Here is a 17,144-nt window from a genome sequence, read left to right as displayed (position 1 = left end):
CCTTGAGCGCGCTTGCGGTCAGCAAGCCGCTCGCTTCCTCCAGATCGAGCACGACGCAGCCCGGCAGCAGCGAGCCGGCGATCGTGAGGAGGGCCTGACCGCTCGCAAAGGCCTGCACCTCGTACCCGGCGGCCTGCAGGGCGGCCGCGAGGCCGTGCCGGGCCTGATCCCCGGCTGCGACCACGTAGGCGCGCAAGGCCGTGTCGGTCGTGACGTCCTGGGCGATCCCGCCCACGAAGCGGATGTGCCCGTCGATGCCGGGGATCGGGAAGAAGGTGTCGCGGATGCGGCGCACCGCGCCGTCCGAGGCGCGCAGGATCCGATACCTGAGAACCAGCGTCTCGCCGCGACTGACCCGCTCCAGCGCTCGCGCCGCACCCTCGCGGTCCTCCGGATGGAGGCTGGCGAGCCAACCTGCGACGTCCGGCATGTGCTCGGCGGGCATGCCCCAGACCTGCGCGAAGGCGGGGCTGAGATAGTCGAGCTGCCCGCTCTGCAGGTCGACGAGCCAGAGCACGTTGGCCGTATGTGCGGCGAAGCGCCGGAAGCGCTCCTCGCTCTCGCGCAGGGCCGCCTCGGCCCGCTTGCGCTCAGTGACCTCAAGCACAGCACCGGTGAATTCTACGGGACGGCCATTCTCGAACGTGGTTCGTCCGTAGGTGGAGACCCAGCGCTCGACCGAGTCTTCAATCCCGATCACGCGATACTCGACGTGGTAGACGCCATCCCCGGCAGGGTCGGTGCATCGGGCAACGGCTTCCTCGACCTGCGGCCGATCGTCGAGATGAATGGCGGACAGCCACACGCCGTGATCGACATGGGCGTCCGGCGCCAGGCCCCACATGGCCTTGAGCCGCGCATCCCATTCCAGTGCGCCCGTAGCCGGATCCCAAGTGTAAGGTGACAGGCCGACGAGATCGATGGCGGCGTGCAGGCGCGCCTCACTCCGACGCAGCCGCGCGGCGGTCGCGCGGCGCATTCGCGCGAGGACGAGGTGGGTGTTCACCCGCGCCAGAAGCTCGCGTGCCGAGAAGGGTTTGACGAGGTAGTCGTCGACCCCGGTCCCAAGGCCCTCGACGCGCGCGTCCTCGGCCGCCCGTGCGGACAGCAGGATGATCGGTACGTCGGTGAAGTGCGGATCCCGCCGCAGCGCGGCCGCAAGCTCAAGCCCGTTCAGCCCGGGCATCATGACGTCGGACAGGACGAGATCGGGCCGTTGCCGCCTCGCCGCCGCCAGCGCCGCCTCGCCGTCGGCGACCGCCTCGATCACCCAACCCCGCCCCGTCAGCAAGCGGACGAGATAGCTGCGCATGTCGGCATTGTCATCGGCCAGCAGAATGCGGGCGTCCACCGCCTCAGTCGGCAAGGCGGCGGACTCCCCTTCGTCCAAAAAACGCGACGTCTCTTCTGCCCGCTCCTCGGCCAATCCCGGAAGCCAGCGCAGCGCTTCCTCGACGAACGCTTTGGCCTGGCTTGCCGGAGCGGGCAGGCTGCGCGGTCCGCCGATCCGGTCGGCAGGGAGGTGGTCCGTCCCGAACGGCACGAGGACCGTGAAGGTCGTGCCGTGATCCTCCCTGCTCTCGACCGTGATGGTGCCGCCGTGCAGGCGGACCAGTTCCTGCACCAGGGCGAGGCCGATGCCGCTCCCCTCGTGAGATCGGCGTCTCGGGCTGTCGACCCGATGGAAGCGCTCGAACACGCGCGGCAGTTCCGCGGCCGGGATCCCGACCCCGGTGTCGCTGACCCGCAACGCGGCGCCGCCTGGCGTGGCCGTCAAACGAACGGCGATGCAGCCCTGAAAGGTGAATTTGAAGGCGTTGGAGAGAAGATTGAGAACAATCTTCTCCCACATGTCGCAATCCACGTAGACCGGCTCTGAGATCGGATCGCAGGCAATGTCGAGCCGAAGTCCAGCGCGTTCGCAAGCTGAGCTGAAGCTTGCGGCTAGCTCTGCCGTGTGCCGGCCGAGGTCACAGGGCTCGTAGCAGGCCTGGGTTCGACCCGCCTCGATGCGCGAGAAGTCGAGCAGGGTGTTGACAAGCTTGAGCAGGCGCAGGCTGTTGCGATGCGCAACCGTCGCCAAAACGCGGGCCTCGGGGGCGAGCGCACCGTCGGGCTCGGCCAGGAGTTCCTCGATCGGACCAAGCATCAGCGTCAGAGGGGTGCGGAACTCATGGCTGATGTTGGAGAAAAATGCCGTCTTGGCCCGATCCAGTTCCGCCAGCGCCGCGGCCCGCTGGCGTTCATCCTCAAGGATGCGTGCGTCCGCAATGGTCGTCGCAACGTGCCCGGCCACCAAGTCGAGAAAGCTCCGGTAGTCGGCGTCCAGAACTCGCCGTGGACTGACTCCGACGATGAGGAAACCTGCCGGTCTCTCGGGATTGGAGCTCTTGAGCGGCAGGACGATCGCCGTTTCCACGGGGTCCGACCAGAGGGGCATCGTGAACTGGCAGCCCCGGCCTGGAAGATCCGACACGTCCGCAGCCTGAGCAGTCTCGGCAACCCGGCCGAGCGGCCAGGGACCGTCCCCCGCCACGGCAGCGCGGACCGGGTGAACCGCCGGAAATGCGGTCCTATCCCCGGTCAGTCGTGTGCCGGCGACCCGCTGCGCTGCCACACCCTCGTCGTCCAGCAGATAGAACGCAGCGAACGCGACATCCAAAGGATTGCCGTCCAGAACCTCAGCCGCATCGCGGCAAGCGGCCTCGGCGGTCCGGCGATCGGCACGTCGCGCTCCAAGATGGCGCAAGGTTGAAAGCCGCCTCTCTCGAATGACCTCTTCGGTCGTCTCGTAGCAGGCGCAGAACACGCCCTCAATCCCGCGGCTGCTGTCATCAAGAATCGGGCTATAGCCGAAGGTGACGTAGACCTCCTCGCGCGGCACCCGTCGGGCGAAGAACATCTGGTAGTGTTCGACCCAACTTGCCCTCCCGGCCCGCACTTGGTCGTGCATCGGAGCGATCGCCGGCCAGATCTCGCTCCAGGCCGTCCTGCCCGGTTCGCCGAGCATTGCCGGGTGCTTGGCCTCTCCCAGAAAGGGGATGTAGGCATCATTGTAGATAATTCTCAATTCATCGCCGATCCAAAGAAGAATCGGGAAGCGTGAATTCAAGCAGATACTGATGGCCACCTTGATAGTCTGCGACCAAGTTTCCGGCAACCCGAGTGGGGTGGACGACCAATCCTTAGCGCGCATCAGTGCGCCGAGTTCGCCGCCGCCGTTGAGGAAGTCAAGGGGGCCCCCACGGTTCAATACCGACGTATCGGAATTCATAGCTCTCCCGCCAGTCGCGTAGGGATCAAGTACGAAATTCACACATGGCATCGGCAATAGGGTAATATTTGGGGAACATAATTGTAAGTAAGAAGACTATATTAGCGACAGTATTTGCACAGATTATTGTCATACCGGTGACTAAGATACGGCGCATAGAGTCAAATCCGATGTTCTGCCGATCACCGCCTTGCGTCGGCCCGACATGGCGCTTTGAATTAATCCTCGACTTCCGCTCTCGCCGCGCCGGCGCCGCCGTTTCGCGCAAGCAGGCGATTGCCAGCTCACGTTCGCATTGCTCCTGCCGCAGACTAGGTTGGCCCTCGCAGAGACATGCTCCGAGAGCGACCCCCAGACCTTTCGGGATCGCGCTGATGAGTCTGCCCGCATCATCACAGCTCCATCGGCTGGGAAACGGTTCCGCCCGTCGTGCGGAGGGCGATCGAGGTCTCGGCCGGCAGGTCCGACCAGAAGGCATCCGACGGCATCAGCTTTTCTAGAAAGCCGCACGCGTCAAAATCACACCCGTTAAGCGGCTCGCGCGGATCCACGACGAAACCCGCTCGCCACATCGCCCTCACGGAGATCGTTGATGCCTAGGTCGGCGGCGATGAGGGCGAGGATCTCGTGCTCGGCCATCATGACCCGGGTCGCGAACACCGGCGGACGTCGCTGCGGTCGGCCCATCGGCGACGACGCTTCACCGAAAATGCGTGCGCGGGCGCGGACCGGCGGTCCTGCTGGGCGATGCTGCACGGTCCTGGAAGCCCGTCCGACAGACATGCCATCAGACAGTGTGGGACCTGCTCCGCTCTCCTGCCACATCGCACACACGCTCTCGCGCACTCGGCAGACCAAGCATCGAAGTCTGAAGCGGCCGGTAAGCGATCCAGCGCTCTCCGCCTCGTCCGGACTTGGAGCGATCGTGCGCACTGGCGGCCGTCTGCTGCTGAGCGCAGCATTCCAAGGGACATAGACCTTGGCATCTGCGAGATTTCGCATTCACGTCAACCCTGATCGCGCAATATTACCCGATCGAAACAGCCTGGTCGTGCGAATGGCTGATGAGAGTGAGTGGTATATCTTAACAGATCAAGATGACAGCCCGCATTTCAGCCCTGCACGCCGGCATCAGCGCTGCTCGGCCTTGTTGCGGAGTTACAACGGGGGCTGCAGAGCAAAGCGAGATTGAGGGCGCAGCCTTACGATGGCTTCAACGAAATATTCCATATTAAACGGCTTTTCCCATCGCTCTACGTCTGCAAAGCATTTGGGTATTGCCTCTTTGTGGTATCCTGTTACGAAAACAAACGGTATGTTTTGCCTTCTCACTTCATCCGCGATAGGAAACGACATCTCTCCGCGCAGATTGATGTCTAAAATCACGACTTCGAACACATCGTTCCTGACCTGATCAAGTGCTTGGTCGAGTCGCGGGACCGGGCCGATGACAGTCGCCCCCGCTGCTGTCAGGAACTCGAGCAGGTCGTCTCCAATAAAGTATTCGTCCTCTACGACGAGCACTCGGCATCCCGCGAGGGGTCGGTTGAGCGACATGGCGTGTCCCTCCCTCTCCAGAAGCATCTTCGCGCTGACAAGCACCAGCGCGCGAGTTTCTGCTCAGCGAGCACACTGCGTGTCCGCAGCGGGTCCAGTTGTGTGAAGATCTGGGCGCGTGCCGAACTCAGAGGGCAATCTACTCTGCGACGGATACTGCAGGCCGCCAACGCCAACTTTGAGGCCCATGGAGGACTATCGACGGTCAACGCGTCACCGCAATCGGTGAAGCTCCAGCCTCCGACCCGGTCGAGTTGAGGCGAGACGAGACGCGTGCCGGCACCCGCTTCATCAAGGCCTCCGCGGGGTGCGGTCAGCTCGGCTTGCTCGCATCCATCGCTGACGAGGATCGGAACGCGCAATCCGTGCGCCAAAGGTTCACTCCTTCAGCTTGGTTGGCGATGCAGGATGTCTTCCGCTCGGATTTAACAGAGCGGGATCAGGCAATCTTACTGTGTTGATTGGCAATCTGAATACACATGAGGCTTGCACCATTAGAGTCGCGAGGAGGCTGAGTGTAATTGTACCCTGCCATGCGCGATGCTGATCGAGCATCGCCCCTGCGCGCCGAGGTCGATGCTTGCGGCCCCCGTGCGAACAGGCTTCGCAGGTCCGAAGAGGAGATCGGGGCGCAGGCGATAAGGCCTCATAAACCAAGAGAAGCGCCCGCCCGGCACTAAGGCCGGGCAGGCTACGGCCGCCGCAGGATGCATAACGGCCGTTTCGGCTCAGCTATGAGGCGAGGCTATCGCGTGCCCGACGCGCCCTGTCCTTCGCCGCCGCCCTGCGCGGATGAGCCCGAACCGCGTGCTGGCGAGATGGTGCCGGTCGTCTGTGGATTGGGGTTGCCAAGCACGTTCGCATTCGTCGTCATGCCAGCCATGAACTCGCCCCGCTGCCAGCGCGGCATGCCGATCGAGGCGAGCAGGTTCGTGGTCAGCGTGCCGGTCGGCTCGAGGCCCTGCGCCCGCTGGAAGTGGGTCGCGGCGATTGTCGTATCTTGGTTCCAGTTACCGTCGAGATGGCCGGCCGCATAGCCGCGCTGGTTCAGCACCTGCTGGATCTGGCGCACGCCGTCGGAGTTCATCCAGAGCGGCTCACCGGGGCTGTCGGCGCGCTCCATGGCGATGCGCTGGTTGTCGACCTGCCGATCACCTCCCGGCCCGGCCGCTTGGCTCGGCTGCGGCCGCGCCGCATTGGCGGCCTGAGGGCCCGTGCCGTGGCCGGCCGAGAAGATCGGATCGGTCAGGCCTAGCGCGGCGATGAGGCCGACCTCGAGCCGTCCCGTCGGCTCGAGCCCGTGCACCTGCTGATAGCTGCGCGCGGCCTGCACGGTCGCCGGTCCCCAGCGGCCATCCACCTGGCCGGTGTTCCAGCCCTGCTGGTTCAGGGCCTGCTGGATCTGTCTGACGCCGGCCGGGCTGACATGGAGCGGGGTGCCGCGGCTATCCGCGCGCTCGACAACGATGCGCTGGTTGTCGGCCTGCTTGGTCCCCTGATCGCTGCCTTGGCTGCCGCCTTGCGCGCCCGTATTGCCGGTAATGATGTCCTGCTCGAGCCCGAGAGCAAAGACGAGCGGGATGGTGAGCGTGCCGGTCGGCTCCATGTTCTGCGCCTGCTGGAAGCTGCGCGCGGCCGCGGCGGTCTGCGCATTCCAACGCCCGTCCACATTGCCGGTGCTGTAGCCCTTCTGGGTCAATGCCTGCTGAATCTGCCGCACCCCGGCCGAGCTCACGAAAATCTGCGTGGCCTGTCCTTCCGACTGATCCTGGGACGTGCGCTGGTTACTGACGGCTGATTGCTGAGCTTGCGCGTAACCGCCGGCCAGCGCTGCGATCATCGTGCTGGCGATAAAGACGTTCTTCAATGTCATCAGGTCCTCCTGCTCGGGACACGGAGATGAACCGGGCCGGCCGGCTCACGTTTCCGGCGGACAAACCCCTAGGAAATCTTCGGTGCGAGCAGATTCCTGAGATCAGGAAAGGACTTAATTGCGCAGACGGGCCGGACCCCGTCAGCCCTACGGAATTCTCCGGATCGTCGTGCGACCTGATCGCTGGCGCCACGACTATCCCGGCCACCTCGCGAGGCCGGCCACGAGGGCACGACAAGCGGCTCTGAAAGGCAGCAGGTCGACCGGCACCCACACACTCAGCTTGCCGCCTCCGCTCCGAGCATCGGTCCGATCACTCAGGCTGAGCGGACGAGGCGTCAGACGAGGATCATGACGGCTGCCGCATGGAGGAAGGTCGACGCCGAGGCGAGGGTGGCCTCGGGATCCGTCCAGAGGCGGCGGTTGCGGCTGGACCAGGCGAAGGAGCGTTCAGCCGTCACGCAGAACAGAGAAAATCGCGTTCAGGATCTCGCGCATCGACCAAGTCGACGGGCGACCATGAAGGGCCGGGGCAGGCAGGAGCGGACGGACCACCACCCACTCGGCGTCGGTCAGATCGATGCTTGAGCGCAAGCCCGTGCGGCTATGCTGCTGCCGCGTCGTAGGGATCGACATGGCAGGTCCGGGTCAGGCTTCAGCACCCTCCTTCCATCACGGCCATCCCGGCCCTTCAACCCCAACCACCCTCACCGATGGGCCCTGAGGACAGCCAATCAGAAATCGTAGACAATCTTCAGCCGAGCTTGGTGCCGCTCGAAGTTGACCAAGTTGAGCGACGAACGCCGGATCAGGCCCGGCTCGTCACCGGCCAGGATTGACGCAGCCAAGCTCCTCCTGTCGAGAGCCTCGTTTCCAGCGACCTGGATGCTATAGGCGACCGTCACGGTAAGCCGGGGCGTGATGGCAGCGAACAGCGTCGGGCCGAGATAGACAGCCTCGCCTTGATAGCGGTTCAGGCCTAAGCCCTCGTAGGCGCGCAGGTAGCGGGCCTCGCCGCCCAGGAACAGGTTGGGCAGCACCCGGTAGGTCAGCGCGCCTCCGATGCCCGCCGTGGAGCCCCGCTCGGTGGCGAACGCGCCCCGCTCGCGCGTCCTCTCGATGTCGTAGATCAAGTTTACGGCGCCGTAGAGGGCTTCGGGCACGAACTCGGTGTCAATCAGCAGCGCGTTCTCCGAGCCGATGCGGGAGGCGCGGATTCCCGTGAGTTCGTCGTAGCGCGACACGCTCGGCTCCACGAGCAAAGTGACGCCAATCCCGGCCTCGTCGCGCCGGAGAAACCGCAGGCGCATCTCCACCGAGGCACCGCTGAAGACTCGCGTTGGGGCACCTCCTCCAAGCCCGGCACCGCACGGATGCGGCGGACGTCGCCAAGGAAGCCGAACGCGAAATCAAGATCGCCCGTGACGCCGGTATGGATCTCTGCCTTACTCTCCACCGCGGCGTAGGTGCCGCCGCGCTTCATGAAGCGGCCGATGTTGTCGAGCTTGAACTCGGTCTCGCCGGGGGCGTGGAGGTCTGAGCCCTCGATGAAGCCGAAAATGTGCTCGGTACTCGGGCCGTGATCGTGAACATCGCCGCTGCCCCTGTGCCCGCTTCCGCCGGAACCATGGGCGTGTCCGCCGGCGCCATGAGCGTGGCCTGCACCGTAGGCGGGAGGAGCGCCGTGGGACCGGCCATGGGATGAACCATGCCTGTCGCCTTTTCGTCCAGAGTTCACCCGAGGCCCGGGCTCGCGATGCTCAGCCTTGCGGGCTTTGTAGGGTTCGGCGCTGTGACGCTGCTGGTAACCCTGCTCATGTGCGTCGTGGGCAGACCCGGCTCCTGGGAAGGCCACGGAGGCGAAAAGGCACGTGACACCGAGCACGAGGCGCGCAACGCTCACGGCAGCCCCCTCCAGTACGCTACAACAGAAATATTGCAGTCAGTCGGGGCGCTCGGGGTCAATATCATGGAGCTACATCGCGGCCAGGTGAGCCGAGGCGTGTTCTGGGCGCCACAGCGCAGGCCCGGGACCGTACACCTGGCTTTGCCGAAAACTTCGGGCAGCGCGGATTGGGATCGCTGTGCCGTCGCAAGACCCTCCTCACCTCGTACGCAAGCCCGTGTGGCTATGCAGCCGCCGGGCTGGTCGGGATCCACATGGGAGGTCCAGGCCAGGCTTCAGCAGTACACGACGGCGCAAGGCCCCCAGGCTGCCGCTCAGCACGACGAAGTGGTCATGCTGCAACTCTAACCGCGCCCACGCGGGTCGGCAGGATCCATGATGCGCAATTGTCGCCTATGTACAATTCAGTAGCCCTGAGATGTATATTTCTATATACCGGAAAAATATCTCAAATAATCGATGAAGATGAAGCTATACATTGCCATTTAGCCGAATTTTTTATTTAACATGGAGTAGATCTGAACCAGCGATACCCATAGGGATCTAGGGAAATGCTGTTTCTTTCGATGTCGTTCGTTTCGTATGCCCGATTCCCGAACAGATCAACAAGCTCACCAAGTTCTCTTACATCTAGATCAAGCTCACATTGGCATTCTTTATCGTCAAGATTGTTAATAATTATTATATATTTTCCGTCATGTCGATAATGATGCGCGAAAACCGCAGGATTATCGCTCTCGATGATGCTCATCTCGCCCCAGCCGATCTCGGGGCAGGAGCGCCGAATGCCGCACAGCCGCCGCATCCAAGCCAGCAGCGAGGTCGGATCGCGTTGTTGCGCCACGGCGTTCACGGCACCCACCCCGAATGGACCAGCTTGGATGATGGGGTGAGGCAGCGTGTCAGGAGGCGCATCGGAGAAGCCGCCGCAGGGCTTGTCCCGCCACTGCATGCAGGTCCGCACCGCCCAGCGCTCAGGCTGCGAGAGATCATCGCCCATGCCGATCTCGTCGCCGTAGAACATCACGGGGCTTCCCGGCAGCGAGAACATCAGGCTGTACGCCAGTTCGATGCGCCGGCGGTCATTGCCGAGCATCGGCGCGAGCCGCCGACGGATGCCCCGGCTGTAGAGGCCCATGCCTGGCTCGGGCGCGAAGGCGGCGTGCACCTCCGCCCGTTCGTCCGGGCTCAGGCGCCCGAGATCAAGCTCATCGTGGTTGCGCAGGAACTGGGCCCATTGCCCGAGCTTCGGCAGTGCGGGCAGGAGGGAAAGGCCGCGCTGGAGCGGCTCTGCCCGGCGCCGCGCCAAGGCCAGGAACAGGTACTGGTTGATCAGGAACGCGAAGGTCATGTGCATGCGGCCATGATGGCCGACGAAGTGGGGGATCTCATCGGGCGAGACGTTCGCCTCGGCCAGCATGATGGCATCGCCGCGCCGCCAGGACAGGAAGTCGCGCAGCTCGTCCAAGATGTCGTAGTTCCGGAAGATCGAGCCGTCCGGCTGGAACTGGTCGATCAGGAACGGCGCCGCATCGACGCGGAACCCGGATACGCCGAGCTCCAGCCAGAAGCCCATGATGCGCTCGATCTCGTCGCGAACGGCCGGATTGGTGATGTTGAGGTCCGGCTGATGCTCGTAGAAGCGGTGGAAGTACCACGCGCCGGCAACCTCGTCCCGCGTCCACACGCTCGTCTGAAAACCGGGGAAGACCACTCCCTCAGCGGCATTGGCCGGCTCGTGGGCGGACCAGACATAGTAGTCACGGAACGGCGATGCGGGATCTGCGCGGGCGGCTTGGAACCAGGGGTGCTGGTCGGAGGTGTGGTTGAGGGGGAGGTCGATGAGCAGGCGCAGACCGCGCAGGCGCGCCTCCCGGCTGAACTCGACGAAATCGCCGAGTGTCCCGTATTCGGGAGCGACATTGTAGTAATCAGTCACATCGAAGCCATAGTCCAGCTGCGGGCTTGGAAAGAACGGCAGCAGCCAGAGGCAGTTCACGCCGAGTTCGGCGATGTAGTCCAAGCGCGTCGTCAGCCCCCGGAAGTCGCCAACGCCATCACCGTTGCCGTCCATGTAGGCTCCGACATTCAAGCTGTAGATCGTGGCCGTCTTGTACCAGAGATCGAGCATCAGCTTGGTTCTGCGAGTGAGGAGCCTCGCGGCGGCCGCGATGGCGGAGGCCGCCGTCACTGATCGCGTTGCTGTCCGCGCGAACGCAGCAGCGGCACGCCGGACCTGCGCACGCCGACGCGGCGCTCAGCCGTGAGGGGAAGGCCGGAGTGAACCGCACCGACCGCCGAAGGCCGTCGATGCCGGGGCCCGGTTCAGGATGCGGAGCCGGCGATCAGCTTTTCGCGCTCGAGTTCTGATTGCGCTTGTCGGCGTGGGTGATCGGTCCCTTGGAGCCCTTCGAGCCGCCGCCCCATTCCTGGGCCTTCCGAATCTGGTCGCCTCCGGCGTGATCGGGGCTGACGCCCTTGTCGCTTCCGCTCGCGCGCTTGCCGGATGTGTCGTCTGGTCTGTTTGCCATCAGATCTCGCCTTCCACCGTCGTCATGCTCTCGCACCTGCACCCGCGTTCGTGGGTCGGAGCAGCGATGCCCAGGGGGTGTACGCCCAACATTCCAGGGTTCCGCCCTCTGCCTTTCGCTACATCGGGCCGGATCTGCGGGCGTCCATGCGGTGTCTCCCTAAGGATGGACCGTGATCGCGATCAGAGACCGGCGCCTCGCCGGCACCCTCATCAGCCCCGCTACCGTCGTTCCGGGTGTGCTGTTCGTGCACGACTGGGCGGCCAGTCAGGCGCAGTATCTCGCATGGGCGCGGGAGATCGCTGCGCTCGGCTGCGTCTCTGCTTGACCGTTGATCTGCATCCTCGGCTTCTCACGCTGATGACTTCAGCTCGGTTCGCAGCCGGCCGAAGTGCTCGTGCATGTGGGTGAGCGTGCGACTCCAAAGGTCGAGCGTCGCCTCCTCGACACGCGGATCGCCACCGCTTTCCCGCAGGTGGCGGACGAGCGCCGCCTGCCGCTGGCAGCGGGCTCCCATCTCGGCAAGGTGCTGATCGGCGGCGGCGAGGTCGGCAGGGGTCCAGATCGGGTGGGTCATGAAGTCCTCGTCAGGAACGACTGGCGCGAGGGTTTCCGAGCCCGGCACCTGACGCGTGAGTCGCGATCGATCTGGGCGAGCCGCAATGCGGTTCAAACCGTAGGACTTTAACGACCTCTGTGATCTGCGCTTGGTTGAGCCTGGCTCGCCCGGTTCTCGGCGTAGCAAAGGGCGCGATGCTCGTTGACGGCCGACGCAAACACGGCGAGGCGGTGACTTGGGGAACCGTGTCAAAAATCAACCGTCTAAAAAAAGCTTGCAACCGGACGTTCCCAACATGCGCGACGAGCGGCAGCTTTGGGTCACGACCGGCCGCTCCTTGCCCGGCTACAATGGAAGGAGCAGCTGGCATGTGCGTCATCCTGTCCCAGCTTGCACGCCACTCATGTGTGAGAACATATAGTGAACATATCGTTGCTGAGACCATCCTCGACGGAGCGTCGGAACATGCCTCGCTACCGCTTCCACTGCACCAACGGCGCAGAATGCGTCCTCGACACAGTCGGCGCTGAAGTGCGCGCGCCCGAGCGCCTCGCCACCCAAGCGGCGCAGATCGCCCGCAAGGTCATGCACAGTCTCAGCGGCCGCAGTGACTGGTCGCAGTGGCGCGTCACTGTTCACGACCTGACCGGACGACGCGTGCTGCTGCAGCCCTTTGTTATGCCTGGCGCAGGCTCACCCGTAGCCGCTGCCCGACGTTCGTGCCGGAGTTGGCAGATCGGAGGCGACGCATGGCCAACATGAAGCTCGCGGGCTCCAAGCTCGTTCCCGTGGTTGAGCAACCCGGCGAGGACATCGACGTCTCGATCCGGCCGCTCAGCCTCGCCGACTTCACCGGCCAGCGCGCCGCGCGGGCGAACCTCCAGATCTTCATCGAGGCGGCCCGCAAGACGGGCCAAGCCCTCGACCACGTGCTGTTCGTCGGCCCGCCCGGCCTCGGCAAGACCACGCTGGCGCAGATCGTGGCGCGCGAACTCGGGGTGAACTTCCGCTCGACCTCCGGCCCGGTGATCGCCAAGGCGGGGGATCTCGCCGCGCAGCTCACCAACCTGGAGGAGCGCGACGTCCTGTTCATCGACGAGATCCATCGCCTCAACCCGGCGGTGGAGGAAATCCTCTATCCGGCGATGGAGGATTACCAGCTCGACCTGATCATCGGCGAAGGGCCGGCGGCCCGCTCGGTGAAGATCGAGCTGCCGAAGTTCACGCTGGTGGCCGCCACCACGCGGGCCGGGCTGCTCACCACGCCGCTGCGAGACCGCTTCGGCATCCCGATCCGGCTCGAATTCTACGAGATCGACGAGCTGGAGAGCATCGTCACGCGCGGCGCGCGGGTGCTGGGCATCGGCATGTCGCCGGACGGCGCCAACGAGATCGCCAAGCGGGCGCGGGGCACGCCGCGCATCGCCGGCCGCCTGCTGCGGCGGGTGCGCGACTTCGCCATCGTGGAGGACGCCCCCACGGTGACCCGCGCCATCGCCGACCGGGCGCTGCGCCTGCTCGACGTCGACCCGGCCGGCCTCGACACCATGGACCGGAAGTATCTCGGCCTGATCGCGAACTCCTTCGGCGGCGGACCCGTCGGCGTCGAGACCATCGCGGCGGCGCTCTCCGAGCCGCGCGACGCCATCGAGGAGATCATTGAGCCCTACCTGATCCAGAAGGGCTTCGTGCAGCGCACGCCGCGCGGGCGGGTGCTCACGCCGCACGCCTTCCGGCATCTCGGGCTGCCGGAGCCCACGTGCGAGAAGGAGGGTCTCTTCGACTTCGAGCCGGCGTGAGGCGCCGGCTTCCGCACCAGCGCTCAGGCGCCGAGGGCTTGCCCGAACCAGACGCCCAGCGCCGCCGTCCCACGCGACGAGCGCCAGGAAGCCGTCGCCGCGTTGGGCGACACGATCCTGTCCATCGCCGCCGCTTGTTAAGTAAATCGTGCCGCTCGTGCGCGTTTCCTCCGTAGACTCCGGACCGCTCGAATGTGCGGGTTCTTTATTTTTGGGCAGCGGCAGGGGCTATCACTGTCAGATCACGACGTCGCGCAGGTCTCGCAGCCAGTGTGTTCGCCGGGTGACCTCAAGCGAGCCCTGCGCGTCGAACCGCCGGATCGCGGAGAAATCTAGACCCGTTTCGCGCTCGACTGCCTCGATCGTCGTCTGGATCCCGCGCTGGCGCATCTCGTCGACTGTGTAGGGCTTTAGCCCAGAAAATACCTTCGCCTCGTAGAGCGCTTGCACGTACTGAACTTGGCCCACGATGAAGGCTGCCGCTGCGATCTGCGTTTGCGTCTTCTGAAGAACAGCGATCTTCCAGAATGACAGCGGGATGCGCCACGGACCGCCCTCCCGATCCTGCCCGTAGAGCGGGTCGTCTGGCCGGTAGATCGGGCCTGTGAACACGCTGAGGCGCTTGTTCGCGGTCTGGGCCTTCTCCAGAACGTAGTCTTCCAGATTGCCCCAATCGATGTCGTTGTAGCCCTGCACCTGCGGGGCCGCATTCGTGTAGTGGAACGTGTCCTCTGCATAGGCGCGGATGTCAGCTCCATCGTCGCCCCAGCAGGGATCGAGCAGCCGCACTTGGTGACCCCGGCTGAACTGAACCGGGTCGCTCCCCCGCTCTTTCTCGTAGAACTCGCCCCCGGGCTGATACTCGTCCGCAATTCGACCGTCACGGCGCCACGTGCTCTTGCGCGGACCCGGGTGAATCAGGCGGGCGCCGTCGATGTTCACGGCGGTGACAAGGGGGAATTTGCGCTCCTTGTGAATAACGGCCGAGAAGTGGTGGTAGGCGAGCTCATGGCTCAATCCGTCCCGTAGCGGCGCCACTAGACCGCCAGCGAGCGCCGGTGCGTAGATTGCGTCGAGGTCGATGCAGTGTGACAGGAAGTTTGGGTCGTAGCCCGAGACCTGTGTCCAGCGCGAGAGTGGCAGCGGTCGGCGGTCGGCCTCGAGCAGGCCCTCGTCGCTGTCCACAGCTCGTCTCATCGGCGCAAGCCCGAGCGACATCTCGAGCCGGTCGAGCACGCGGCCTGCTTGCGCTTGGCAAAAGCGCTGGCTCTCGAGGTGCTTGAAGATCGCGCTGATCCGCACACCCTCGTTGGCGATGAACTCGAGCGGGTCGTCCTTCTTGTCCTGCGGCTTCGGTACGGCTTTATGGTGGAGAGCGACCACCTGCCATTGATCGTTCATAACCGGCGCCCCAGAGGAGCCCGGCTCAGTGTCGGACGAGTAGTGGATGAAGGTGTCGAGGTCGACCTCAGGGACGTCGGCTTGGTCGAGCGCCATAATCTGGCTTGCTTGGATCGCGATCTGCTTCGGTTCTCCGCCCGGGTGCTGGATTATGGACACCCACTCGCCATGCACCACTTTGCCCGTCACGGGTAGGAGCGGCAGCCGACCGTAGCGGGCAAGCGGAATTCCCTCCTGTGACAGGGGAGTCACGGCAACGAAGGTTATGTCGAGCTCGCTGCTGGTGTAGAAAATCTCGTGGGGGCTCAAGTTGAAGGCGATCGGTTCCATGAGGACACCGTCAAGGTCGTGCTCGTAACCAAACTCCGCCTCGACTTGGCTCGCCTCGTCGGGGGTCGACAGGACGTGGTTGTTGGTAAGGAGCAGGCGCGGTCCGACCACGAAGCCGGTTCCATACCAAGCACCGCCGTCAGCCGGTGCTTTAATCCGGCACACCGCTGCTGCAGCCCGGCGACCGCGATCGAGAAAGTTGATCGACAGAAGATTGCTCGTGCCGATGACCCGCTCGAAGCCGTTCGGGTCGCTGATCTTCGGTTCGAGAAAAGCCTTGCGCATGGGAAAACGCCGATCGGCCTGTGCCTCGGCCCGTTGGGCGGAGCGCCCCGGTGCGCTAGCAACCGGCATGAGGTCCCGCGCTCGCAGGGCCGCGGCCGCCAGACTCTTCGATTGCGTTGGGACGACTTCGCGGCGGATTTCGCCCTGACGTGTTACGAAGTCCCTCATCGCCCTAACTCCCCGTGACGTCGCAGTTGGCTTAGACCAAGCACGCAGAAATCGCTTGTCGATATGAACGCGATCATCGGTTTAGAACATCGGTTGTGGGCTATTGCCACTCGAGACTCCTTAGCGTCACAATACCGCTGTCGGTTTTGATGCATTACGACGCAAGAAGGGGGACGTTCATGAAGCCGCGCTACATCCATATTGGAAGCTGGAACATCGAGCACTTCGGGCGTGCCGACGACTCACCCGAGAACCAGTTTGCTATCGCCGAGCACATCGAGCTGTCCGGCGTTCACGTCCTCGCGCTACAAGAGATGTACGCGACGAACGACATCTCCGACCCCAGCATACCTGTCGAAAATAGCTTCCTGCGCGCCGCCCTCGACCTCGTCGAAGACCATACCGGATGCCGTTGGGATTACGAAATCTTCCGAAACCGATCGATGTTGGACACGAGCCAGCTCTGCGGTGTGGCCTGGAACACGGCTCGGGTCGAGAAGCGCGGCGAGGCGTTCAGGCTCGCCGTTCCGGCCAAGGTCAACGAGGAAGGAATCACACTCAGCCTATGGGATCGGACGCCACATGCCGTCAAGTTCGCAGCCCGCCCGGGAGGGGACGAGCTTCTCAGACTCACCGACTTCATCGTGATCCCGCTCCACATGAAGTCGAATGTCGGGCAGCGGCACATCGTTATGCGGACCCGTGCTCACGAGGCACGGACCTTGGTAGAGCAGCTGCCGGCCGTCGAGGCACAGTTCGGCAGCAAGAAGGATGTCATACTCCTCGGCGATACCAATTGCAAGACTCGAGGCGAAAAGGCCATCCAAGCGTTCATCGACGGCGGGTTCGAGGACCTCAATGAAGACGACGTACCGACCTACGCTATCGGCAACGACGCGCCTTTTGATCGCATTTTCGTTCCTCGCGGTCCGGATCGAAAGACTTTTTGGTTCAGCCGTCAATACATTATGCGTTCCGCCAGCCCTCTGGCGCATGACCGGTACCTCTCAGATCATTTCTTGATCAAAACGTCGATCGTGGTGCGTCGAGACGACGACCACTGAAGTCACGTTTACAAGCCACTGGATTGCACGTGAGTCCAGCGCAGCCGTCAGGCCCCGTTTCACAACGGGCTGAGCGCCTTCGCCGTGGGGCGGCGGCGGACCTCGCGGGCGTTCGGAGAGGATCTGACGCTCACCCAGGATCGCCGATGTGGACGCCCGCCGCCTGCGCCGAACCTGCGCGCGAAAGCCTGCCCTACGCAATCTGCCTGACCGACGCTGCTGCCGGGGCGTGATCGCCTCGCGCGGTCCGCCGATCGGGAGCACGCGGTTGCACCGCTCGCGCTCCTCGATGCACTCGGCGAGGTAGCGGCCCGGGGTATCGTCGCTGGTCGGCTTATAGGCGGTAAGCGCGCCGTTATCTGGTCAGCCCCCATCGGAGTGGTTCATTTGAGAGTTT

General features: G+C 64.2%; 13 protein-coding genes and 3 pseudogenes. 5 read left to right on the top strand and 11 right to left on the bottom strand.

The window, feature by feature from the left end; all coding sequences use genetic code 11:
* The 6 genes and pseudogenes from MFF61_RS28905 to MFF61_RS28880 form a co-directional block, all read right to left on the bottom strand.
* Positions 1–3,274: response regulator (locus MFF61_RS28905; RefSeq protein WP_238241137.1), on the bottom strand; the 3,274-nt coding region annotated here is incomplete at its 3' end.
* A gap of 392 nt (positions 3,275–3,666) precedes the next feature.
* A complete protein-coding gene (locus tag MFF61_RS28900) occupies positions 3,667–3,825 on the bottom strand; it encodes a hypothetical protein (protein ID WP_238241136.1) in 159 nt (52 codons plus the stop codon).
* A gap of 607 nt (positions 3,826–4,432) precedes the next feature.
* The gene (locus MFF61_RS28895) at positions 4,433–4,798 is read right to left on the bottom strand and encodes a response regulator (protein ID WP_238241135.1); all 366 of its coding nucleotides are present in this window, start codon (positions 4,796–4,798) and stop codon (positions 4,433–4,435) included.
* A 778-nt stretch (positions 4,799–5,576) separates the two neighbouring features.
* A complete protein-coding gene (locus tag MFF61_RS28890; protein ID WP_238241134.1) occupies positions 5,577–6,704 on the bottom strand; it encodes a peptidoglycan-binding domain-containing protein in 1,128 nt (375 codons plus the stop codon).
* A gap of 453 nt (positions 6,705–7,157) precedes the next feature.
* Positions 7,158–7,340, bottom strand: a pseudogene (locus MFF61_RS28885) (transposase); the annotation flags it as partial.
* Between the two features lie 98 nt (positions 7,341–7,438).
* Positions 7,439–8,023, bottom strand: a pseudogene (locus tag MFF61_RS28880) (DUF6662 family protein); the annotation flags it as partial.
* Between the two features lie 20 nt (positions 8,024–8,043).
* Here MFF61_RS28880 and MFF61_RS28875 point away from each other — a divergent pair.
* A complete protein-coding gene (locus MFF61_RS28875; protein WP_238241132.1) occupies positions 8,044–8,244 on the top strand; it encodes a hypothetical protein in 201 nt (66 codons plus the stop codon).
* Here MFF61_RS28875 and MFF61_RS34150 read toward each other — a convergent pair.
* The 3 genes and pseudogenes from MFF61_RS34150 to MFF61_RS28865 form a co-directional block, all read right to left on the bottom strand.
* Positions 8,155–8,442, bottom strand: a pseudogene (locus MFF61_RS34150) (hypothetical protein); the annotation flags it as partial. The gene MFF61_RS28875 and the pseudogene MFF61_RS34150 overlap by 90 nt on opposite strands.
* A gap of 670 nt (positions 8,443–9,112) precedes the next feature.
* A complete protein-coding gene (locus MFF61_RS28870; protein ID WP_238241139.1) occupies positions 9,113–10,744 on the bottom strand; it encodes an alpha-amylase family protein in 1,632 nt (543 codons plus the stop codon).
* 211 nt (positions 10,745–10,955) lie between these two features.
* Positions 10,956–11,141, bottom strand: coding sequence for a hypothetical protein (locus MFF61_RS28865; protein WP_238241131.1), 186 nt, complete (start codon positions 11,139–11,141; stop codon positions 10,956–10,958).
* A gap of 172 nt (positions 11,142–11,313) precedes the next feature.
* On the opposite strand from MFF61_RS28865, the gene MFF61_RS28860 reads away from it, so the two are divergent.
* A complete protein-coding gene (locus MFF61_RS28860) occupies positions 11,314–11,469 on the top strand; it encodes a hypothetical protein (RefSeq protein ID WP_238241130.1) in 156 nt (51 codons plus the stop codon).
* A gap of 24 nt (positions 11,470–11,493) precedes the next feature.
* On the opposite strand, the gene MFF61_RS28855 is transcribed toward MFF61_RS28860, so the two are convergent.
* Positions 11,494–11,718: a hypothetical protein gene (locus MFF61_RS28855; RefSeq protein ID WP_238241129.1), complete on the bottom strand. Its 225-nt coding sequence runs from the start codon at positions 11,716–11,718 to the stop codon at positions 11,494–11,496.
* 447 nt (positions 11,719–12,165) lie between these two features.
* On the opposite strand from MFF61_RS28855, the gene MFF61_RS28850 reads away from it, so the two are divergent.
* A complete protein-coding gene (locus tag MFF61_RS28850) occupies positions 12,166–12,462 on the top strand; it encodes a DUF6894 family protein (RefSeq protein ID WP_238241128.1) in 297 nt (98 codons plus the stop codon).
* Entirely contained in the window at positions 12,459–13,499 is a 1,041-nt protein-coding gene (gene ruvB, locus MFF61_RS28845; RefSeq protein ID WP_238241138.1) for a Holliday junction branch migration DNA helicase RuvB, read from the top strand. The genes MFF61_RS28850 and ruvB overlap by 4 nt, the downstream gene beginning before the upstream one ends.
* 237 nt (positions 13,500–13,736) lie before the next feature.
* Here ruvB and MFF61_RS28840 read toward each other — a convergent pair whose 3' ends face one another.
* Entirely contained in the window at positions 13,737–15,683 is a 1,947-nt protein-coding gene (locus MFF61_RS28840; protein ID WP_238241127.1) for a DNA/RNA non-specific endonuclease, read from the bottom strand.
* Positions 15,684–15,862: 179 nt separating this feature from the next.
* Here MFF61_RS28840 and MFF61_RS28835 point away from each other — a divergent pair, with 179 nt between their 5' ends.
* Positions 15,863–16,747, top strand: a complete 885-nt coding sequence (locus tag MFF61_RS28835) for an exonuclease/endonuclease/phosphatase family protein (RefSeq protein ID WP_238241126.1) — start codon at positions 15,863–15,865, stop codon at positions 16,745–16,747.
* Positions 16,748–17,144: the final 397 nt, after the last annotated feature.

It is taken from the genome of Methylobacterium isbiliense (assembly GCF_022179325.1).
In the GTDB taxonomy this organism is placed as follows: Bacteria; Pseudomonadota; Alphaproteobacteria; order Rhizobiales; family Beijerinckiaceae; genus Methylobacterium; species Methylobacterium isbiliense.
The sequence above is the reverse complement of the archived record's forward strand: the minus strand, read 5'-3'. Positions and strand labels throughout refer to the sequence as shown.